General features: G+C 69.6%; 22 protein-coding genes. 11 read left to right on the top strand and 11 right to left on the bottom strand.

What is annotated here, in order from left to right:
• The first annotated feature begins 105 nt into the window (after positions 1-105).
• The 6 genes from KF837_01890 to KF837_01915 are packed head-to-tail and all read left to right on the top strand — an operon-like array spanning position 106 to position 5,566.
• Positions 106-1,083: a hypothetical protein gene (locus KF837_01890; protein MBX3226028.1), complete on the top strand. Its 978-nt coding sequence runs from the start codon at positions 106-108 to the stop codon at positions 1,081-1,083.
• 13 nt (positions 1,084-1,096) lie between these two features.
• Positions 1,097-1,771 (top strand): hypothetical protein, encoded by a 675-nt coding sequence (locus KF837_01895; GenBank protein MBX3226029.1) that lies wholly within the window; start codon positions 1,097-1,099, stop codon positions 1,769-1,771.
• A gap of 17 nt (positions 1,772-1,788) precedes the next feature.
• Positions 1,789-2,991: a twin-arginine translocation signal domain-containing protein gene (locus KF837_01900; GenBank protein MBX3226030.1), complete on the top strand. Its 1,203-nt coding sequence runs from the start codon at positions 1,789-1,791 to the stop codon at positions 2,989-2,991.
• Complete coding sequence (locus KF837_01905; protein ID MBX3226031.1) at positions 2,991-3,824, top strand: hypothetical protein; 834 nt, start codon at positions 2,991-2,993, stop codon at positions 3,822-3,824. The genes KF837_01900 and KF837_01905 overlap by 1 nt, the downstream gene beginning before the upstream one ends.
• The gene (locus tag KF837_01910; protein ID MBX3226032.1) at positions 3,821-4,234 is read left to right on the top strand and encodes a hypothetical protein; all 414 of its coding nucleotides are present in this window, start codon (positions 3,821-3,823) and stop codon (positions 4,232-4,234) included. Before KF837_01905 ends, KF837_01910 begins: the two co-directional genes overlap by 4 nt.
• 21 nt (positions 4,235-4,255) lie before the next feature.
• A complete protein-coding gene (locus tag KF837_01915; protein ID MBX3226033.1) occupies positions 4,256-5,566 on the top strand; it encodes a hypothetical protein in 1,311 nt (436 codons plus the stop codon).
• Here the strand turns inward: KF837_01915 and KF837_01920 are convergent.
• The 11 genes from KF837_01920 to KF837_01970 all read right to left on the bottom strand — a co-directional run bounded on the left by KF837_01920 (position 5,550) and on the right by KF837_01970 (position 16,597).
• Positions 5,550-6,221 (bottom strand): ATP-binding cassette domain-containing protein, encoded by a 672-nt coding sequence (locus KF837_01920; protein MBX3226034.1) that lies wholly within the window; start codon positions 6,219-6,221, stop codon positions 5,550-5,552. The genes KF837_01915 and KF837_01920 overlap by 17 nt on opposite strands.
• Positions 6,218-6,880, bottom strand: coding sequence for a molybdate ABC transporter permease subunit (modB, locus tag KF837_01925; protein MBX3226035.1), 663 nt, complete (start codon positions 6,878-6,880; stop codon positions 6,218-6,220). Before modB ends, KF837_01920 begins: the two co-directional genes overlap by 4 nt.
• A gap of 12 nt (positions 6,881-6,892) precedes the next feature.
• Positions 6,893-7,720: a molybdate ABC transporter substrate-binding protein gene (gene modA / locus KF837_01930; protein ID MBX3226036.1), complete on the bottom strand. Its 828-nt coding sequence runs from the start codon at positions 7,718-7,720 to the stop codon at positions 6,893-6,895.
• Positions 7,695-8,513 carry a hypothetical protein gene (locus KF837_01935; GenBank protein ID MBX3226037.1) on the bottom strand — a complete coding sequence of 273 codons (819 nt, stop codon included), beginning with the start codon at positions 8,511-8,513 and terminating at the stop codon, positions 7,695-7,697. Before KF837_01935 ends, modA begins: the two co-directional genes overlap by 26 nt.
• Positions 8,514-8,516: 3 nt before the next feature.
• Entirely contained in the window at positions 8,517-9,350 is an 834-nt protein-coding gene (locus KF837_01940) for a hypothetical protein (GenBank protein ID MBX3226038.1), read from the bottom strand.
• A complete protein-coding gene (locus KF837_01945) occupies positions 9,347-10,522 on the bottom strand; it encodes a hypothetical protein (GenBank protein MBX3226039.1) in 1,176 nt (391 codons plus the stop codon). Before KF837_01945 ends, KF837_01940 begins: the two co-directional genes overlap by 4 nt.
• Positions 10,523-10,534: 12 nt before the next feature.
• Positions 10,535-11,086: a c-type cytochrome gene (locus KF837_01950; GenBank protein ID MBX3226040.1), complete on the bottom strand. Its 552-nt coding sequence runs from the start codon at positions 11,084-11,086 to the stop codon at positions 10,535-10,537.
• 79 nt (positions 11,087-11,165) lie between these two features.
• Positions 11,166-12,185 carry a hypothetical protein gene (locus KF837_01955; GenBank protein MBX3226041.1) on the bottom strand — a complete coding sequence of 340 codons (1,020 nt, stop codon included), beginning with the start codon at positions 12,183-12,185 and terminating at the stop codon, positions 11,166-11,168.
• A gap of 5 nt (positions 12,186-12,190) precedes the next feature.
• The gene (locus KF837_01960; protein MBX3226042.1) at positions 12,191-13,987 is read right to left on the bottom strand and encodes a hypothetical protein; all 1,797 of its coding nucleotides are present in this window, start codon (positions 13,985-13,987) and stop codon (positions 12,191-12,193) included.
• A 165-nt stretch (positions 13,988-14,152) separates the two neighbouring features.
• Positions 14,153-15,283: a hypothetical protein gene (locus KF837_01965; protein MBX3226043.1), complete on the bottom strand. Its 1,131-nt coding sequence runs from the start codon at positions 15,281-15,283 to the stop codon at positions 14,153-14,155.
• Positions 15,284-15,688: 405 nt separating this feature from the next.
• Complete coding sequence (locus KF837_01970) at positions 15,689-16,597, bottom strand: hypothetical protein (GenBank protein ID MBX3226044.1); 909 nt, start codon at positions 16,595-16,597, stop codon at positions 15,689-15,691.
• A 49-nt stretch (positions 16,598-16,646) separates the two neighbouring features.
• Here KF837_01970 and KF837_01975 point away from each other — a divergent pair, with 49 nt between their 5' ends.
• From KF837_01975 to KF837_01995, 5 genes are read left to right on the top strand one after another with little or no spacing between them, the layout of a single operon-like run.
• Positions 16,647-17,342: a hypothetical protein gene (locus KF837_01975; GenBank protein ID MBX3226045.1), complete on the top strand. Its 696-nt coding sequence runs from the start codon at positions 16,647-16,649 to the stop codon at positions 17,340-17,342.
• Positions 17,339-18,148: a UDP-3-O-acyl-N-acetylglucosamine deacetylase gene (locus KF837_01980; GenBank protein ID MBX3226046.1), complete on the top strand. Its 810-nt coding sequence runs from the start codon at positions 17,339-17,341 to the stop codon at positions 18,146-18,148. Before KF837_01975 ends, KF837_01980 begins: the two co-directional genes overlap by 4 nt.
• 51 nt (positions 18,149-18,199) lie before the next feature.
• Positions 18,200-18,514 (top strand): hypothetical protein, encoded by a 315-nt coding sequence (locus KF837_01985; GenBank protein ID MBX3226047.1) that lies wholly within the window; start codon positions 18,200-18,202, stop codon positions 18,512-18,514.
• Between the two features lie 5 nt (positions 18,515-18,519).
• Positions 18,520-18,939 carry a hypothetical protein gene (locus KF837_01990; GenBank protein ID MBX3226048.1) on the top strand — a complete coding sequence of 140 codons (420 nt, stop codon included), beginning with the start codon at positions 18,520-18,522 and terminating at the stop codon, positions 18,937-18,939.
• On the top strand, positions 18,936-21,077 hold the full coding sequence (locus KF837_01995; protein ID MBX3226049.1) for a TonB-dependent receptor: 2,142 nt from the start codon (positions 18,936-18,938) through the stop codon (positions 21,075-21,077). Before KF837_01990 ends, KF837_01995 begins: the two co-directional genes overlap by 4 nt.
• Positions 21,078-21,084: the final 7 nt, after the last annotated feature.

The raw sequence follows: 21,084 nt of genomic DNA on the forward strand, positions 1-21,084 counted from the left end.
AACAGTCCGTATGGACGTGTGTCTGCGCGTGTAACAGGCCTGAGAGACCGATGACCATCACGCGCCGTCGTGTTGCAGGGCACGCGCGCTGCTTGATGCGCCGCCATGCGCGCATCTCTTCGCACGATGCTCCCCGTCGTCCCCATCGCGGGCGCGATGCTGTTCGCCCTCACCGCGTCGCCGAAGCAGGCCGGCGCCGCCGACAACGAGGAGGACAAGGCCGCGTTCAGCGAGCGCTGCGCCACCCGCGTCTTTGGCTCGCTCGTCGGCGAGAGCGCGCCCGCGTCGGCGTACGCGAACCCGCAGGCGTCGGTCGACACGCTCCTCCTCGACGAGAAGTTCCGCGAGCGCTTCGCGCGCTTCATCAACTCGCAGTTCAACATGGCGCCCGGCGCGGCGCCGACCGAGGACGCCTCCTATTACATGGCGCGCCACGTCCTCACGAACGACCTGCCGTGGGCGGACATGTTCGTCGGTAAATTCGACGTCCAGCCCGTGAACGCGCAGCAGCCGATGGGCGAAGCGCGCGTCGTGACCAACGCGAACGGCCTCGGCTACTTCCGGAGCAACGCGTGGGCGCTCCGCTACGCGGGCAACGAGCTCGCCGGCATGCGCCTCGTCACCGCCTACCGCATCATGCAGAACACGGTCGGCCTGACGCTCACCGCGACGACGGCCGACCCGGACGCCAAGCCGGACGCGCTCAGCGCGGAGGGGCGCAAGGCGCAGAACTGCGCCGGCTGCCACTTCAACAACTGGTACGCGCTCGACCTCGTCGCGAGCGTCCTCGGCACCGTGCGCCGCAACGGGATGGACGTGACGTTCCAGCCGTCGACGCTCGGCCCGCAGTCGATCCTCGGCGGCGTGATGGTGAAGGACGACGCCGAGCTCGTGCAGGCGCTCGTCACCAACGAGGCGTTCGACGTCAACGCGTGCCGCCTCGCCTTCAAGTACCTCTACGGCCGCCAGGAGACGAGCTGCGAAGGCCCCGTCTTCGACGCGTGCGTCACCGCCTTCAAGAAGGACAAGAAGATCACCTCCGCCCTCGCGACCGTCGCGAAGGACCCCTCGTTCTGCGAGTGAAAGAGAGAGACGCATGAGAGGAATCATCGCCACTTCGCTCATCTCCCTGTTCATCGTCGCGTGCGCGGCCGAGGCCGACGAACTCGAAGGCGGCCGCGGCAAGAAGGGCAAGACCTCCAAAGGCGACGATGACGACGACACGCACGTCATCAGCCCCACCGGTGAGGCGACGGACGATCCGGGCGCGCCGGGCAGCTGCAAGGAGGGCGCGCCGCACCCGGGCTTCGCGAGCTTCGACTTCGTGAGCGATCGCAAGCCCGGCGCGATCGGCGACAACCGCGGCCGCGTGAAGCCGTTCTCGATGATGAACGGCGAGCTCCAGCGCACGCTCGGCGTCGTCCCCGCCACGCTCGCAGAGAGCGCCGGCGCGTTCGGCGAGACGCCGGCGCGCTGGTACGGCGAGCCGCAAGCGGGCGCGGTCAGCCTCTTCACGACGTACAACGTCGCCTTCACCGGGTGCTACGACTCGATGACGGGTCCGGAGTTCGCCGCCGCGCCGAACGAGACGACCGCCGCGGAACAGTGCGCGAAGCTGCAGCGCAAGGCGTGGCAGCGCGCTCCCTCGCCCGACGAGATCAAGGGCTGCGCCGATCTCGTCATGAGCCTCACGACCGAGAACGTCGCGCGCCGGCGCTGGGCCCACGGCTGCGCCGCGGTCATGACGTCGGCCGGATTCACCACGTATTGAGCCGAGGAAGCGAACCCATGAACAACTTCTCCCGTCGTGGTTTTCTCAAGGCGCTCGGCGTCGGCGCCGGCGCCGTCGTCGGCACGCGCATCCCGGGCTCCTCGCTCCTCGGCGTCGCCCACGCCGCCACGCCGGAGCCGACCTCGGTCGTGGTCATCTTCCTCGACGGCGGCATCAACGCGATCTTCACCGGCGCGGACGCCTTCACGAACACCGCGTTCGGAGTGACGGGGAACAACGTCACCGCGATGGGCGGCGTCGTCGTCGACAACGCGCTCGGTCAGGCGATCCCGCAGGGAGCGCAGAGCCGCGTCGCTTCGATCGGCGTCCGGCACGGCATCACCGACCACGGCAACGCGCAGCGCAGCCTCTTCGTGAACGGCAACCAGAGCGCGCCGCTCATGCTCGCGAACGCGATCGGCGGCAACGCCGCGATCAAGGCCGCCGTCGTCGGCGGCAACTCGCTCCCGAGCGGCCAGCGCCCCGCGCCGGTCGGCGGCGTCTCGCTCCAGCCGATCCAGGACATGCGCGCCACCATCGACGCGATCGCGGGCGCAGAGAACGCGCCGAACGTCGCCGACCGTCCGGGCTCGCTCAAGGGCCTCGAGGCGGCGACGGCGATGTCGAAGCGCGTCACCGAGAAGAGCTCGCGCTCGCTCACCTCCGTCAACGAGGGGCTCGCCTCCGCGATCGAGACGGTCAAGAAGCCGGTCCAGCCGTTCAACGCGCAGGAGTTCAACACCGCGTACAACCTGCAGGGCACCGCGGTGAACAACTTCCGCGCGAAGATGGCGGCGGCGGAGCTGATGGTCCGCTCGGGCACCAACGTCGTCATCGCGTCGGACCAGGGCCCGTGGGACTCGCACGGCGACACGACCGGCAACAACGTCCGCAACCAGTTCACGCAGCGCATCCGCCCCGGCCTCCAGACGTTCCTCTCGCGCATGGTCGACGGGCCGGCGACGACGGGCCGCAACGTCATCGTCGCGCTCTTCGGCGACTTCCACCGCAGCCTCCCCGGCTCGGACCACCAGGCGAACGTCTCGGCGCTCGTCATCGGCAAGACCCTCAAGAACGTGCCGAAGGGCAAGACCGACAACCGCGTCGGCCTCGCCGGGGGCTCGCCCGGCATCGCCGCCCTCTGGGCGGGCCTCGCCGGCGCGGCGAAGGTCGACCAGAACCCGTTCGGCGCGAACCCGCACGGCGACGTCCTCGCCTGATGCGCCGCGCGTTCTCGTTCGCCGCCGCCTTCGTGACGTTCGGCGCGACCTCGATCGCGTCGGCGAACGGCGGCGGCCTCGCGGGGTACACCGGCAAGCAAGCGGGGCAGACGTGCAACAGCTGCCACTCCGGCGGCGCGGCGCCGACGGTGACGCTCAACGGACCGAGCACGATCGCGGCGGGACAGACCGTCGACTACACGATGGTCGTCACGACCGGGCAGTCGCGCGCCGCGGGCGGCGTCGCCGCGACCGACGGGACCACGCTGACGCCCGGCACCGGCTTCCGCGACAGCTTCGGCGAGATGGTGCAGGACGGCTCGCGCGCGGTGAGCGGCGGCAGCGCGACGTTCTCGTTCAAGGTCACCGCGCCGGCGACGGGCACGTCGCTCAAGCTCTGGGCGGTCGGGATGGCGGCGAACGGCACCGGCACCGGCGGCGACAGCTCGGTCCAGATCACGAAGGACGTCACGGTGACGGGCGGCGCGCCGCCGGGATCGTCGACGTCGTCCACCTCCTCGTCGACGTCGTCCTCGTCCTCGTCCTCCTCGAGCTCCGGCTCCGATCCGGCGACCTCGTCGTCGTCGAGCTCCGGCGCGTCGTCGAAGCCGACGAAGACGGGCTCCAGCGAGGACGAGGACGAGGACGAGGACGACGAGGAGGAAGAAGAGGACGACGGCGAGCGGAGGGGCTCGCGCCCGACGACGTCGGTGTCCTCGTGCGCGGCTGGGCCGCGGGGACCGAGCGACGACCTCGCGCTGGCGGCCGGGCTCGGGCTCGCGGTCGCCGTCGTCGCCGCCGCGCGCCGCCGCGCGACGAAGGGACGTGCATGACTCGACTCACCGCCGTGCTCGCGCTCGTCGCGCTCGCCGCTTGCTCCCCCGAGGCCGGCGGGTCCGAGCGCGTCGACCAAGGTGACGATGACGACGACGACGGAGCTTCGGGCGACGGCGCGGTCGACCCCACCGGCGGTCGGAAGGCGAACCCCGTCGACTGCCTCTCGTCGTGCCAGAACGCGTTCCTCACGTGTTTCCCGAAAGGCGCGAAGGAGCAGACGCCGCTCTCGCTCCGGCTCGACGAAGGCGGCTGCATCGGGACCTACGGCATCGACCAGGAGCTCACGATCCGCTGCAAGGACCTCGAGGTCTGCGTCGACGGCGCGTGCAGCGACGGCACGTTCAGCCCGCTGCAGTTCGCCTTCACCCCGTCGAGCGGCGTCGAAACGGTCTGCTACCGCGACTGAGCAAGAGCTACCATCAGCGGCATGTCGTTCCGCGGGGGTCTGGTCCTGGTGGCGTTGCTCGCCGGCTGCTCGAGCGGTGAGGCCGGGTCGTCCGCTCCGCCCGCGCCGGCGGACGGCGGGAGCGCGGCCGACACGATCACGGTCCACACGCGCACGCCGAGCGACGCGAGCGGGCGCGGGACGAACGCGACGTGGGCGGCGGCGCTCGACGCGGCGGGGCAATGGCAGAAGCTCGAGCCCTCCGCGACGGCGGGCACGTACACGTTCGCGGCGCCGGGCGCGACGTGGTCGGCCGCGTTCGCGTGCGCGGACGACCGCGCGTCGCTCGTCGTCGTCGTGTCGCGGCCGAGCTCCGTCACCACCTTCGACGTCGAGCTCGAGCCGCAGTGCGCGCCGGACGAGATCTCGTCGTTCGACATGACCGGCACGTTCGCGCACGTGCCGCCGACGACGAGCTGGCTCGACTTCGGCTACGCGCTCGACGATCGCGGCTTCACGATCCCGGCGGCCGGCGACAACGCGTCGTACGAGCTGCTCAACGTCATCGCGGGGACGTGGGACCTCGGCTTCGGGCTCCGCGACGAAGGCGGCGCGCCGCTCACGAAGATCATGCTGCTCCGCGACCAAGCGATCGTGGGGCCGACGAAGCTCGACGTCGACGCCACCACCGCCGGCCTCGTTCCCGTCCCCAAGGGCCTCGTCGTGAACGGCGTCGCGCCGGACGAGAACTTCGCGATCACCGCGCGCTACGCGCTCGGCGGCGGCGTCCACGGCCTCGACATCGGACCGCAAGACGTCCCCTACGGCCAGCCGACGGTGACCCTCACCTACGTGACGGTGCCCCCCGCCGCCGCGCGCCCGGCCGATCGCCATCGCATCCAGGCGCTCGCCGCCGACGCGGACAAGGAGACGCGCGTGATGACGCGCACGAGCGACGCGGTGTTCCACTCCGCGATCGACGTCGCGCTCGAGCTGCCCGCTGGCCTCCCCGCCCCCCGCGCCGAGCGGACCGCGCCCGCGCCGTACGTCCGCGTCACCACCTACGTCGCGACGCGCCCGAACGCGGCCGACTACGAGGCGCTCGTGGTGGGCCGCGTCTCGAACCGCCGCGTCCACTCGTGGCGCCTCTCGGTCGACGCGAGCGCCGTGACCGGACCCGAGGCCGTGCTCGCGATCCCGGACTTCGGCGCGGCGCCCGGCTTCGACGCGAGCTGGGCGATCGGCGCGGACGTCGAGGCCGTGGTGACGGGGACCGTGCACGAGGTGAGCACCCCGATCGGCGACGGCGCCGTCGTGCGCGCGGCGACGCACGCGATCACGCTCGCGCCTTGAACGGCGCGTCGCTCATCGCGGCGGTGCGCGTGACGCGGCCCTTCTCCATGAACACCACGCGATCGCCGAGCACCTCCGCGTCCTCGGGGTGGTGGGTGACGAGGACGGCCGGCACGGTGTCGCGGGCGAGCGCGGCGCCGACCTCGCGCAGGAGCTCCTTCTTCATCGCGGCGTCGAGCGCGCTGAACGGCTCGTCGAGGAGGACGACGCGCGGGCGGATCGCGAACGCACGAGCGAGCGCGACGCGCTGCGCTTCGCCGCCCGAGAACGTGCGCGGGCGCCGATCGGCGAGGTGGGGCACGCACATCTTCGCGAGCATCTCCTCCGCCCGCGCGCGCCGCTCGTCCTTCGTGAGGTCGCGCGGCAGCCCGTAGGCCACGTTCTCCGCGCCGGTCATGTGCGGGAAGAGCGCGAGCGACTGGAACACGTACGCGACGCGGCGCGCGTGGATTGGCACGACCTGGCGCGCCCCGTCGAACCAGACCTCGTCGCCGAGCGCGACGCGACCCGCCTCGGGGCGGAGGAGGCCCGCGATGCAACCCAGGGTGCGGCTCTTGCCGGCGCCGGACGGGCCGAAGAGCACCGTGACCCCGGGCGGGACGTCGAAGGCGACGTCGATCGCACCGAGCTTCACCGCCACCGCGAGCGTGCTCACGTCCGCTGCTCGCGCGCGGTGAGCTTGCCGACGACGTAGAGGAGCACCGCGACGATCGTGGTGAGGAGGCCGATCATGAGCGCCGCGTCCTCCTCGCGATGCGCCTGGATCGCGTCGTAGATCGCGAGCGCCGCGGTCTGGGTCTCGCCCGGGATGTCGCCCGCGACCATCAGCGTGACGCCGAAGTCGCCGAGCGAGCGCGCGAACGCGAGCATGAACGCGGCGACGATGCCGCGGTAGGCGAGGGGGAGCTGGATCGTGAAGAAGGCGCGGAGCGGCGTCGCGCCGAGCGTGCGCGCGGCGAGCATGAGCGTGGAGTCCGTCTCTTCGAGCGCCGTGCGGACGCTCTTCACGACGAGCGGCATCGCGCCGATGACGGCGGCGACCACCGCGCCCGCGCGCGTGAAGACGATCGACGAGCCGAAGACCGCCTCGTACGCGTGGCCGATGAGGCTCTTCCGGCCGAGCACGACGAGGACGTAATACCCGAGGACGGTGGGCGGCATGACGATCGGCGCGGTGAAGAACACGTCGACGACGTCGCGCCCGACGAAGCGGAAGTTGGCGAGCACCGCGCCGACGCCGATCCCGATGAGCGCGGCGATGATCGTCGCGAGCGCGGCGACCTCGAAGGAGAGGAGGAGAGGCGCGAGATCCATCGAGCGAGCGCCCTACGGGTGCGCCGCCGGCATCTCCTCGCCCGGCAAGAGGAAGCCGAACTTCTTCATGATCTGCCGCCCCTCCGGCGAGCCGATGAACGCGATGAAGGAGCGCGCCTCGTTCCGCTTCGCCCCCGCGCTCCCGCCCTTGCACGCGACGAGGGCCTGATCGAGCGGCTCGTGGAGCGCGGGATCGACCGGGACCCAGTTGCCGGGCGACGAGATGGCGAGGGAGAGCGCGACGAACGCGATCTCGGCGTTGCCGGAGCGCGCGAACATGTGCGTCTGCTGCACGTTCTCGCCGAAGACCATCCGCGGCTGCACGGTCGACCAGATCCCCGCCTTCGTCATCGCCTGCTGCGCGGCCTTGCCGTACGGCGCGTGCTCGGGGTTGGCGATCGCGATCTTCGCGTACTTCGGATCGGTGAGGTCCTCGATCTTCTTCGGCAGCGCCTGCGGGTCCTTCGACCACATGACGATGCGGCCGCGCGCGTAGAGCGCCTTCGTGTCGCCGAAGCAGGAGCCGTCCTTGACGACGTCGTCGACGAAGGAGATGTTCGCGGCGGCGAAGACGTCGAAGGGGGCGCCCTCGGAGATCTGCTTCGCCATCAGCCCGGTCGAGCCGAAGGAGAAGTCGACCTTCTTGCCCTCCGCCTTCTCGAACGCCGCGCCGACGTCCTTGAACGCGAGCGCGAGGTCCGCCGCCGCCGCGACGCGGAGCGGATCGCCTTGGCGCGCGCCGCCGGCGCTCTCGCCCGTCGTCGTCTTGTCCTTGCAGCCCCCGGCGGCGAGGACGAGGGCGACGAGCGCGACGCTAGCGCGTGATGACCGTGCCGACATCCTCTCCCTCCAGCGCGCGCGTGAGCTGGCCCTTCTCGAGGCCGTTGACGATCTGGATCTCGGTGCAGAAGCGAGAGCGCTGCATGTACTCGAGGACCACGCGCTCGACGACCATGTCGGGGAGGTCCTGCTCGAGGAGCTCCTGCACCGTGATGCGCGGGATGTGGACCGCGTCCTTGTTCTTCTTCGGATCGTCGGTGTAGAGCCCGTTCTCGTCCTTCACGAAGATGGCGCGCTTGCAGCCGAGGACCTCCGCGGTGAGGAACACGCCCGCGTCGGTGCGGTGCTCCGGGATCCGCCCGCCCTGGGTCGGCTTCTCCCAGTACCCGAACGGCGGCATGCCCGTCATGATCGGGATGCAGCCGAGCCGGAAGTAGAGCGGGAGCTTCTCGAAGTCGTCGTGGAGGATGAAGAGCCCGCCGTGCTTCGCGAGCAGCATCTGGAGCATGCGCGCGTTCTGGCGCGGGACGTAGCCGCCGAGCGCGGCGAGCACGCCGGTGGGGAGCTCGAGGTCGCTCGCCACCGCGTAGATGTGGCGCGCGCGCGTGCCGCCGCCGCAGCACAAGAGCAGCTTGTGTTTGTCCTTCGCCGCGACGACCTCGTCGAGGATCGGGTAGAGCGCGTCCTTGCCGCGGTCCATCACCGACTGCCCGCCGATCTTCATCACGCGGACGTCGGGCATCATCGCGACGGGCGAGTAGTCGAGCCCCTCCGGGGTGCCGCCCGAGGTCATCGGCATGTCGGCGAGCTGGCTGGCGATGCGGCGGCGCGCGTTGTGTCCTTGCTTGTTCATCGATCAGCTCCGCGTGATGACGGTGCCGACGGGCTCGCCGGCGAGGGCCTTCGTGAGCTGGCCCGGGACGAGGCCGTTGACGATCTGGACCTCTTCGACGTGGCGCGAGCGGCTCCAGCAAGTGAAGAGCTGGCGATCGAGGATGAGCTCCTCCGGCATGTTCGCGAGGAGCTCCGGGAGCGTGGTCTTCGGGATCAGCTTCGCGTCCGGGTGGCGCTTCGGGTCCTTGGTGTAGAGGCCGTCCTCGTCCTTCACGAAGATGAGCTTCTTCATCCCGAGCACCTCGGCGTGGATGAAGAGCCCGAAGTCGGAGCCGTGGGTCGGCAGCGGTCCGTCCTCCGGCGGCGGCTCCCAGAAGTGGTACGGCGGGACCGAGATGACGATCGGGAGCATGCCGCTCTCGAGGTAGAGCGGGAGCTCCCAGAAGTGCTCGCGCTGCATGACGATCGAGCCGTTCTTGGCGAGGAGCGCGTTGAGGAACACCGCGTTCGCTTCCTCCATCGCGCCGACGAGCTGCGCGACGCCGCCGGTCGGGATGCCGAGGTCGAGCGCGACGCTCACGGTGTGGCGCACGCGCGTGCCGCCGCCGACGCCGAGGAAGATCTTGTGCTTGCGGCTCCGGCGCAGCTCGCCGAGCTCGGCGACGAGCGGCATGACCGCGCTCTTGCCGCGGTCGAAGATCGACTGTCCACCGATGCTCACGAGCACGACGTCCGGCATGATCGAGAACTCGTTCGAGGAGTCCGTCGTCGCGATCACGCGCTTGTCGACGAGCGACTCGCGCATGAGCGCAGATTCGATGTGCGTCCGGCCGTCGCCGGTTACCAGCTTCGTCATGATTCGATGGACTTCTCCCTGGAGCGCCGGACGACGGCGCCAATGAGCGGCGCGCTCACCAGTCCGGAGAGTACCCCGAACGTCGTATGGACGACGAGCCCGGGGACGAGGAAAGCCCACGCAACGGCGGGAGGTTGCACCAGGAATGTTACAACGAAGATCGTCGCGAAGCGGCCGACGCCCATGACGCCGCCGACGAACGACCACGCCACCGCCCCGGGCCTCCGGCCGGCCGCGGTGACGAGCGGCACGAGGAGGTCGCAGAGGACGGCGGGCGCGACGTGCTTCAGGATCTCGAAGACGCCGTACCGCCCGTCGCCGAGAAGGAAGGCGACGCTCCCCATGACGAGCCCGGTCAGCGTCGCGCCGAGGCGCGTCTTCGTCTTGAGCGACGCGACGACGTAGAGCGGCGTCAGCAGCACGAGCTTGTGCCCCGGCGCGAACGGAAGGCTCGGGAGGACCTTGAGCGCCTTGATCCCGAGCATGGTCAGCGAGAGCCCGACGATGACCGCGCCGTCCCGCGACGCGGACCCGCTCTCCTCGAGGTAGTCGTCGGCGCGCGCGATCTGCCGCTCCATTCGATCGACGATCGGCCCGACGTCGCCGCGCGCGAGCCGCTTCAGGCCGGCGACGAAGCCCTCTGCCGGCGCGTCGCCTTCGAGCTGCCGCCGTCTCCTCCCGCCGCCGCCACCACCACCGCCACCGCCGCCGCCTCTGCCTCCGCCGAGGAGGGCGAGCACCGCGTCGATCGAGGACGCGACGATCGCGGGGGCGCCGAGCTTCCGCAGCCCGAGCGCGATCGCGCGCTCGTCGCCGGCGCGCGCGATCCGCGACGCGAGGACGACGGTGAGGACACGCAGGATCATCATCCCGCCGATCTCGAGGCCGCCGAGGTTGAGCGGCACCTTCGTCTCGCCCAGCGAGAGGTGGACCCAGCGATCGACGGAGGGGTCCTCCGACGTGATCGCGTACGAGATCGCGACGAAGGCGGCGAAGCCCCAGAGCTTCAGGACCTGCCGCGCGAGCGCGCGCGCGCCGAGGCCGAGGGCGAGCCACGCGATCGCGTGGGCGCCGGCGAGCGCGCCGACGATACGTGCATCATGCAGGAAAAACGCGCCGACCGCGACGACCGCGAGGTAGACGACTCGCAGCCGTGGTCCGAACGCGTTCATCGCGCCGACGAGCTACTGCTGCTCTGCAGTCTTCGTCGGCGGACAGATGCTGCGCGGGATGTTCTTCGTCACCTTCGGGATCGAGCGGAGATACATGACGATCGAGTAGACCTCGAAGTCGCTCATGGTCGAAAAGTGCCGCATCTGCGGGCAGAGCGTCTGGCTCTCGTTGTCGATGCCGGCGCGGATCGCGACCGCGAGCGCGTCGTCGCTCCACTTGCCGACGCCGGTCTCCTCGTCGTTGGTGAGGTTCGGCGGGTAGAGGAAGACCTCTTCGCCCGTGATCGACTTCGTGTACGACTCCTTCGTCGCGAGCCGCGTGTCCTGGCCGGCCATGTCGTCGCCGTGACACTGCTGGCAGCCGCGCGTCGTGATCGCCTGGCGACCCGAGTCGACGTCCGCGAGCTCCTTGCACTCCGACTCGTCGATCTCGGTCTCGGGATCGTCCGGACCGCACGGATTGGCCTTGTTGACGATGCCGCCGTTGTCGTCGTCACCACACGCCCAGACGCTCGCCGCCGCGAACGTGAACGTCAAAGCCATCACCACGTTCGTCCACTTCATTCGCTCAAGCTTAAACGAAAACCGCGCCGTCCGGCGAGCGGACGACGCGGTTTTTTGGCTATTTTCTCAGGTCAGCGGCTCATTGCGTGGGAGGAGCTTGGCCACACTGGCCCGCGTTGTAGCGAGTCACCGCGTCGTTGACGAACGCTTCGAGCGCCGCCTTCTGATTGTTGTTCAGGTTGTACATCGGGTGCGTGTACTTCCTGTCCTTCTTCGTCGCCTCCGACTTCTTGATGATGCCGTCGGACGCGACCGCCTTGCCGTCGGGGCTCGTGCCGAAGTACTGGCGAATGTAGTTCGGGTTCGTGAGCTTCGACTCCTCGAACGTGTACGTCGCGGAGTTGGGGACGATCGGGTTGCCGTTCGCGTTGACGTAGTTCGTCGCCGGATCGGCCGAGTGGCAGGCGCGGCACGGGGCGTTGTCGCAGCCGGTGCAGTTGTTCTGGTTCTCCGCCCACTCGCCGTTGGGGAGGCCGCTCTGGTTGTTGCCGTTCTGGCGCCGGGTCGTGACCCAGTTCTGCAGCTGCATCGCGTCGAACTTCTGGCGATCGAAGCACTGGCCGATCGTCGCGAGGATGTTCGGCTGCGCCTTCGCGCCGCCGCCCTTGAGCTCGATCGCGACCCAGTCGTTGTACTTCGTCTGCTCGTCGGCCGAGAGGACGTTGTTCGTCAGGCCGCCGTGCGCGGGCTTGAGCACCATGCGCGACTGCTGAACGACGTAGCCCGAGTTGAAGAGCATCTTGTACGACGTCTCGGCGTCCGTGTTCAGGATCGCCGGGCCGGGGCCCGCGGTCTGGTGACACGACGTGCACTTCGTGTTGAGGGCGGGGTGGACGTTCGCCTTGAAGAACGCCTTGCCCTCTTCGCTGTTGGTCGGGACGGGGCCGTCGGTACCGGGCGGATCGGGGTTGCCGTTCGGCGGGGTCGTGTCGTTCGTCCCGCCCGTGCTGTCGTCGTCGTCGTCGTCGTCGTCCGCCGTCGTCGTCGACTTGCCCGGCCTGTCCTTGTCCTTGCTGAGCTGGTTGGTGGAGCCGCCGTCGCACGCCGCGGCGAAGAGCCCCGCGGCGAGACCGATGCCAAGGAGGTAGCTGATCTTCATGTGAATCAGGCCTCCTGGTCCTTGCGGCTGCGCTTGCGCAGGCCGACGAGGACACCGGCGACGGCGAGGCCGATGAGGCCGAACGAGGAGGAGGACGAGTGGTGCGAGACCGAGCAGCCGTCGCCCTGCGCGTCGTTGAACTTGCGCTCCTTCGTCTTCGGCTTGGTCGCCTTGTCGTCGCCGTCCGGCACGACGTCCTCGTCCTCGGTCGAGGTCGCGTCACCGCTCGGGTCGGTGCCCGGCGAGGTCGACTTCGGCGAGGGGCCGGTGCCGTCCGGGTTCGTGCCCGGAACGTCCGTCGGCTTGCCGGGGACGGTCGTGATGCCCTCCTGCCACGAGGCCGGAACGAGCGAGAGCCAGATGCTGTTCTTGATGCCGAGGTTCTTCGCGTCCGCGCCCGAGTAACCGGTGACGGTCGAGAAGGAGAACGACTTCACCTCCGGCATGAAGTTGCCGGCCGCCGTCGCGGCGTCGGTCGTGAAGCCCGGGTTCGGGACGTCGCCGAGGCCGTTGATGAAGCCGCGCGCCTGGTTGTTCGGGTTGCGCTTGCCCATCGCCTGGACGCTCGCGACGTCCGAGAACGGCGACACCGGGTAGACCTTCGCCGCGTCCTTGTTGCCGAGCGTGCCGTCGGTCTTGATCGGGAACATCTGGATGAAGCCGCCGCCGGTGCCGGTCGAAGAGCCGCTGATGACCGCGAGCGAGGGCTCACCCTTCGGGCCGTAGCTGGTCACGAACGAGCTCGTGTGGCGCGCGTAGGTGCCGACGCCGAACAGCGGCGTGCCGACGGCCTGGAGCGTCGACTTGTCGACGAGGACGGCCGAGTGGACGACCGCGCCGCCGGCGTGGCCCTGGCCGTTCTCGCCCTTCGTCGCGCGCGCCGCGTTGCCGTAGGTCACCGCGATCTTGTCGCCGAGGAGGCTGAGGACCGGCTCCGAGATGTACTTGTTGTTCTTCGGGTCGGAGCGGACGACGATCTTGCTGTTGATCGCTTGGCCCGTCGCGACGTTGAACTCGGTGAGGCGCCAGCCGATGTCGGCCGGCTGGTTGTTCGCCTCGACCGACGAGATGTAGCCCGTCGACGCGCCCGGCGCGATCGCGACCTGCGGGCGGCAGTGCTGCGCGTTGTTGGAGTAGCGCTTGAGCCAGTTGATCTTGATGCGGTTGTCGGGCGCGACGGTGATGCTGTACGCCTCTTGCGCCTGGTTGTTGTACTGCATGCCGACGACGAACGTGTCGTCGCTCACGCGCTGGATCGTGTGCGGGCCGCGCTGGTCGTTCGGGTTCTGGACCTGGACGCCGTTCGCGAGCGCGTTCCGGATCAGGTTCGTCGGCTTGTTGAGGTTGTTGGCGCCGCGCGTGTTGTTCGGGATGCCGAGGATCTGGCCCGTGGTCGCATCCGCAACGAACGCCGCCGGCTGCGGGTTGTTGTTGATGCCGTTGTCCTCCGTCGCGGCCATGAGGAGGACGCGGTTGCCCGGGAGGAAGCCGCCGATGGGGCGCATCCACGTGCGCTCGCCGTTGAGGTTCGGGAGGTTGACCTCGGGGCCGGCGACGACGCCCTTCGCCGTCAGCGTCGCGATCGCGAAGCCGCCCTGCATGTAGCTGTTGTTGCCGTTCGGGTTGTTGTTCGAACGGGTGTACATCGTGAGGAGGTTCACCTTGGCCTTGTCGGCCTTGTAGGCGACGTCGTCCCAGGCGAACGCGGCGTCCATCGTGCCGGCGCCGGTGTTCTTGCCGATCTTGCCCGGGCCCTTCGTGTCGCCCGTGACCCACACCTTCGAATAGGTGTTGAGAACCACCGTGGAGCCCTCACCCGTGCCGCCGGTCGCCGTCGGCGCATCCGCGGCAGACGCACGGTCCGCAGCAAACATCGCCAAAGTCGCAACCACCGCAGCGCTGATACGAGACGTCTTCATGGTCAATCCTCCAACACGAATCGGGTGAGACGAGAGCCGACCTCGTCGTTACTCCGCACGGCCAAGCTTTCCGCGTGCATCATCGATCGCCGCAAGCTGCACGCTCATATCGGTGTCCTCCGAGATCGCCGTGAGATCGCGCGGGCTCGGCGGCGTGGTGCTCCGATAAACGAGCACCGCGCTGACGAGCGCGTCACGATCCGCGACGCCAGGCTTGGCGGCCTGGATCTCGGCGGGGACCCGGATACGGACCTTGCCATGATTGTGCTTGGGCAAGGTAAAGGTCGTCTTCGGCGTGAGCGCCGTCACCTGATCGCCCGACGCGCGAGCGATCACGTCGTCGCCGGCCCACATCTCGAGAGACTTGATGTTGGTCGGGTCGACGTTCATGGAGGCGAGGAGCTTCGCCACCGAGTAGGTGGTCTCGGACGGCTCTGCACTCGGCGTGCCGACGATCATCGCGTCGGTCACGAGGCGGCGCTTCACGAAGCCCACCATCTTGCCGTCGAGGTAGATGCGCGTGCCCTTCGCGACGGCGCCGTCGGCGTAGGGGATCGCGTCGGTGCACTCGCCGTCCGCGGCGACGTGGCACTGCTTCTCTTTGCTGATCGGAGCCGAGGGCTTCTTCACGTAGACCGTCACGCGACGGATCTCATGCGCGACGAACTCGTTCTTGAGGCCGGTGCCGGACCAGCGCTGGAACGGCGTGCCCGTGTCGCCGCCGGACGTGAAGGAGAACGTGAAGCGCTCCGGCTCCTTGCGGAGCTCGCTGCCCTCGACGCTCGCGATGCGGTCGACGTTGCCGTGGAAATGCACGGACTTGAGGTTGTCGACGTCGACGCCGATGCCCTTGAGATAGTCGTAGATGCGCCACTCGCGGCCGTTGCCCTCGCCCGGGAGCGGGGTCGACGCGATCGGAGGGAGCTCGCCGAAGCGGAAGACCGCGACCTGGACGCCGTCGACGTAAACCGGCGTATCCAGACCGAGAAGCTTGCGGCGGCCGTGGTTCGGATCGTTCGGATCGAGCTTGCCGTCGGGCGTGAGGCCCCCGCGCTGATCGTTCGCGACGGCGGCGGCAGCAGCGGCGGCCGCGGGCGGGAGAGCCGCCTTCGGTACCGGGGTCGGCTCGGGGGTCTTCTTCGAGCAGGCAATCGCACCTGCGAAGACTCCGACCAACATCAGATGACGAGCTGCGCGAACCATCGACAGCCCAACCTGGTGCACAGCCGGTGCCAATGGAGAAGGGAAATGTCCTACATTGTAGCCAGACAGCGATTGCCGACCGATCTGGAGGCCTGTCTGCGTGTTTTCCACCTGTAACTACGATGTAACTGGGATCCATGCGGCGGGTCCATCGGGAATCGGGGGTCGTGTAGGTTTGCGCATAGGCCCGGGGCGCCGGACCCCCACGTTGGGGGGAGCGGTGGATCAACGGTGTGTCCGTTGAGGGACGCGAGCCGCAAGTCGGTCGCTAACCGTCGTGAACCGTTGTGAAATTGTCCATGGACACAGCGGTGTAATCGTCCGCCGTTCCTGTGTAACGCGCCGCTGCTCTCTCCTTAATATGGAGCGCCAGGCGTCTCTCTACTTCGCGCCGAAGTTCGCCGCGCGTTCCTTCGTCTCGCGTTGCAGCTCCGCGACGCCCTTCTTCGCGGTGACCGTCGCTTCGACGCCGTTCGGGACGTCCTTCAGCTCCACGACGGTCTCGCCCTCGACGACGATCGGGCAGCGACCGACGCCGCCGCCGCCGGTGCCCTCGCCGCTGTGCTGCAGCGTGGACGGCATCGTCTTCTTCGCGACGTCGGCGGTGTGCTTCGCGCGCTTGCGGATCTCGTCGGCTTGCTCCGTCGTGCCCGTGATCGTGACGACGACGCCGTCCTTCACGTCCTTCACCGTCGTCTTCGCGCCGTCGACCGCGCTCGGGCAGTGCAGCATGCGGAGCGCGCCGGCGCCCTCTGCGATCGTCGACTTCGCTTCGACGTCGCGATCGCGCGTCTCGCGGCGGAGCCAGTCGATCTCCGCTTTGTCTTTCGCCAGCACGGTGACTTTCGCACCGTTCGGGATTTCTGCTGTCGACAGCTTTGTGTTGCGATTGATGATCGTGCAGCGGCCCGTCGTTCCGCCGCCCGCGCCGGTGCCGTTGTGGTGCTTCGCACCGCCGGCTTGATCGTTCGCGTCGGCGAGCTTCTTCACGCGTTCGCGGATCTCGCGCGTCGTCGCTTCGTCCTTCGCCGTGACCTCGAGCTCGACGCCGCCGGGCACGTCCTTGATCGCGACCTCCGCGCCCGTCACCGCGGTGGGGCAGTTGCTCATGGGATGACGAGGAGCGGCCGCGTCGGCGACCGCGATCGGCGCCGGCGCTGCGTCCACGACCACGATCGCGACCGCGGCGTCGGGCGTGTCCTTCGTCGCGTCGGGTTTCTTCTCGCAGCTGTCGCACGCCGTCAGGAGGAGAGCCGCAGAGAGAGCGAACGGAAGAAGAAGAGGGCGCACGCGCGCACTCTACTTGACTCCCGGAGCGAGTCACCTAGCTTCGGGCGCGATGCGTCGAGCGATCGCCATCGTCTTGATCGCGCTCGCGTTCCTCGTCTTCGGTCCGCGGCTCACGTCCCCGCAACCGAAGAAGGCCGGCGCTTCGTTCGTCTACGAGCCGCCGGAGGGCTTCACGCGCGGCCCCGATCAGAAGGACGCGGTGGTCTGGACGTTCGATGAGAGAGCGTTCGGCGCCAAGCAGATCCAGCAGCCCCCGACCGCGGTCGTGACGCACTCGGCGAAGGAGATGAGCATCGAGGAGCGCGACCTCGCGAAGCTCGCCGAAGAGATGCCGTCCGCCTTCGATCAATGCCGCTGGGTGCATCGCCGTCACGAGCTGCGCACGCGCGCGGACGGAGCGCGGGTCGGCCTCATCGAGGGCGATTGCGATCACGACGTCGACCTCGCCGCGTTCGGCTTGCCCGCGAAGACGATCAAGACGCGGAAGCTCCAGCTGATGTTCCCCGACGACAGCGGCACGTCGATCGTCACCGCGTCGTATCCGACCGATCAGGCGACGCGCTGGGAGCCGCTCTTCGAGGCGACGATCGGCAAGGCCAAGGGCGTCGCGACGCGCGTGCTCCCGCCGCCCGATTGGATGTACGCGGCGTGGGGGCTCGCCGGCCTCGTCATCGGGTGGCTCGTGAGCGCGCTCGCGCTGCCGAAGCGCCCCGCGACGTCGGACGAGAAGCAGCCGACGACGTGATCGCCGGCTTCGGGCTCCACACCGGAAGGCGCTCGGTCGTCACGCTCCGCCGCGCGGAGGGGCCGCTCCGCGTCCGCGCGGACGGCGTCGAGATCGCGCTCTCCGATCTCGTCCCCGACGGCGCGGCGCGCTCCACCGTCCTCCGCGCGCGCGACGGCCGCGTCGTCGTCGCGACGGTGGAGCACCTCTTCGCCGCGCTCGAGGCGCGCTCGATCCGGAGCGGCCTCGCGATCGAGCTCGAAGGCGCCGAGCTCCCGCTCCTCGACGGCGGCGCGCGCGCGTGGGCCGACGCGCTCCCCGCCGATCTCGCGCCCGGACCGCGCCTCGTCGTCGCGACCGCGGCCACGATTCACGTCGGCGCGAGCGCGTACGTCTTCGCGCCCGGCGAGGGCGTCCACGTCTCGGTCGCGATCGCGTTCGACGACGCGCGCATCGCGCCGGACGCGAGCTGGAGCGGCGACGCCGCCGACTTCCGCGACCGCATCGCGCCGGCGCGGACGTTCGGCTTCGCGCACGAGGTCGGCGATCTCCTCGCGCGCGGGCTCGCGACCCACGTCACGCCCGAGAGCGTGGTCGTCTTCACCGACGCCGAGGTCCTCGCCGCGGGGGCGCCGTACACGGCGGACGAGCCCGCGCGGCACAAGCTCATCGATCTCCTCGGCGACCTCTACGTCCACGGCGGCGCGCCGCGCGGGTCGCTGCATGCGGCGCGGCCCGGCCACGCGGCGACGCACGAGGCGATGCGGCGCGCGCTCGAGGCGGGCGTCGTTCGTCGGCCGGATCGCGCGGACGTTACATCGAGATGACACGCGCGTGTCGTATTTGGCTTCGGGGCTCGTTGAGGCCATGATGGTTGGATGAAGACTCCTTCGCGGTGGGCGCTCGTCATCGGTCTTGCCGGCGTGCTCGCGGCGGTCGCCGGATGCGGCGGCGACGAGGGCGAGCCTGGCCCTTCGCTCGGGGCGAGCAGCGGGAACGTCGCTGCCGGCACGGTGGCGAACGGCGACCCCTGCACCGACACGAGCGGCGTCGAGTGCGAGAGCGGCGTGTGCTTCGCCGGCGGCAGGCAGACCTTCTGCACGGTCCGCTGCACGGCGGAGAACCAGACGGAGGTGTGCGTCGCGCCGCTCACCGGCTCGTGCAACCGTCAGGGTTATTGCAAGCGCGACTGACGCGAATGCGCGTTCTCGCGATCGTGGCTCCCGCTGTCGTCGTCGCCGCCGCCGCCGCGTGCGACGAGGACTACAAGGCCTGCTACGAGGGCGACTACGTCGCGTGCACGTGCGGCGGCGACACGCTCGGCTACGCGCGCTGCAACGCGAACGAGCGCTTCGACGCGTGCGTCTGCGACGGGACGACGCCGGGCCTCGACGCGGGACGCGAGAGCGGCGCCGTCGCGCCGGCGTGCGTGCCGGACGCGGGGGTCGTTCGCAAGTACTTCGAAGAGTGCACCTCGAACGAGGAGTGCGAGACGTGCCGCTGCGAGAGCTTCCAGGGCCGCGGCCTCTGCACTACGACGTGCACGAACGTGACCGAGTGCGCGCCGCCCTCCGATGCTTGTACCAACCGCGGCGTGTGCCGCCCGCCGGTCCAATGAGGAGGCTCGTCTTCACCGCGATCGCGTCGCTGCTCGTCGCGCGCTCTGCGTCCGCGCAAGAGACGCCCCCGGCCGACGCGTCGAACGAGAAGGAGCTCGAGGTGCGCATCGTCGGCGACAAGGCCGACGCGCTCCAGAAGGTGCCCGGCTCCGGCACGGTCATCTCGCAGAAGGACCTCACGCGGCAGGCGCCGGTCGACACCGCCGAGGTACTGCGCCGCGTCCCCGGCGTGCAGGTCCGGCAGGAGCTCAGCGGCGGCAACCGGATCGACATCAGCATCCGCGGCCTCGAGTCGGGGCGGAGCCGGCGCGTCCTCATGCTCGAGGACGGCATCCCGATCGCGCTCAACCCGTACTCGGAGCCGGAACTCAACCACGCGCCGCCGATCGAGCGCTATCGATCGATCGAGGTCGTGAAGGGCTCCGGCAACATCCTCTTCGGCCCGCAGACCCTCGCCGGCACGATCAACTTCATCACCGTCGCGCCGCCCGATCGCCAGCGCATCATGGCCGACGTCGACTACGGCTCGTACAACTACATGCGCGCGATCGCGAGCTACGGCGACACGCTCGGCGACGTCCGCTACGTCGCGCAGGTCGCGTACCGTCGCGGCGACGGCTTCCGCGCGCAGCCGTTCGACTCGGCGAACGGCCTCGCGAAGATCCTCTTCCCGACCGGCAAGGACGGCGAGGCGGTCCTCAAGCTCGGCTTCCAGCGCGACGACGCGGCGTCGGACGACATCGGCATGCCGCGCGACATGTTCCGCGCGGACCCGCGCCGTCCGACGCTCTCGCCGTCGGCGCACTCGATCCTGAACCGCTACGACGCCTCGCTCACGCACGAGCAGCGCCTCGGCGAGCGCACGAAGCTGAAGACGCTCGCGTACGGCTACACCACCGATCGCGACTGGCGCCGCCCCGACTGGACGCGCAACCCCCTCCCGGGCGTGCAATACCTTCGCATCGTCGGCGATCCGACCGTGACCGGCGGCGCGGTGTACTTCGGGAACGGCAACACGATCCTGTCGCGCGACTACGCGGTGATGGGGGTCGAGCCGCGCTTCGAGCATCGGATGAAGACGGGCATCGCCTCCCACACGATCGACGTCGGCGGCCGCCTCCTCCGCGAAGACGCGCACTACACGCAGCGGACCGGCGCCTACCCGCAGACCTGGGCCGGCGCGCTCGACTTCGAGCAGAAGCGAAAGAGCTTCGCCGGCGCGGCGTACCTCCAGGACCGGATCGCCTTCCGCGAGGACCTCCTCGTCACGCCCGGCATCCGCGTCGAGCACGTGACGAGCGAGACGTTCACGCTCCGCCAGAACAACGTCGACGAGTACACGACCGGGACCAAGCCCACGACCGGCGTCGTCCCCGGCGTCGGCATGGTCTACGGCACGAAGCGCGCGAGCGTCTTCGGCAACATGCACTACGGCTTCGCGCCCCCGCGCATCACGTCTTCGGTGAGCGCGCGCGGCGCCTCGCGGATGCTGCAAGGCGATCGCGGCATCAGCTACGAGATCGGCACGCGCGGGCAGCAGTTCCGGTGGCTCCGCGCGGAGGCGACCGGGTTCATGTCGAACTACGCGAACCAGGTCGCGGTGAACCCGAGCGCGGGCGGGGAGGGGAACCTCGCCGACGTCGGCGCGACGAACCTCTACGGCGTCGAGAGCGGGCTCGTGCTCGGCCTCGACAAGATCCTCAAGGTGTCGACCGTGCTCGATCTCGGCGCGCGCTACACCTACGCGCACGCGTCCTTCCGCTACGGGCAGTTCGCGGGGAACTTCCTGCCGTACGCGCCGCAGCACTCGTTCAACACGAACTTCGACGTCGAGCACCGGAGCGGCTTCGGCGGCCAGGTCGCGTACCAGTTCGTGAGCCACCAGTTCGCCGACGGCGCGAACACGCGCGCGGAGGACCTCTTCGGCATCGTCGGCCTCATCGAGTCGCGCCACATCTTCGACCTGATGGCGCACTACCGCCACCGCCCCACCGGCCTCAGCTTCCGCTTCTCCCTCAAGAACGTCTTCGACACGACCTACGTGATCGCGCGCCGACCCGAAGGCAACTTCCCCGGCCCCTACCGGCAGGCGCTCGTCGGCGTCCGCTGGGAATGGGACGGCGCGAAGCGTGACTGACGCTTCG

This window comes from Labilithrix sp., assembly GCA_019637155.1.
GTDB lineage: Bacteria > Myxococcota_A > Polyangia > Polyangiales > Polyangiaceae > Labilithrix.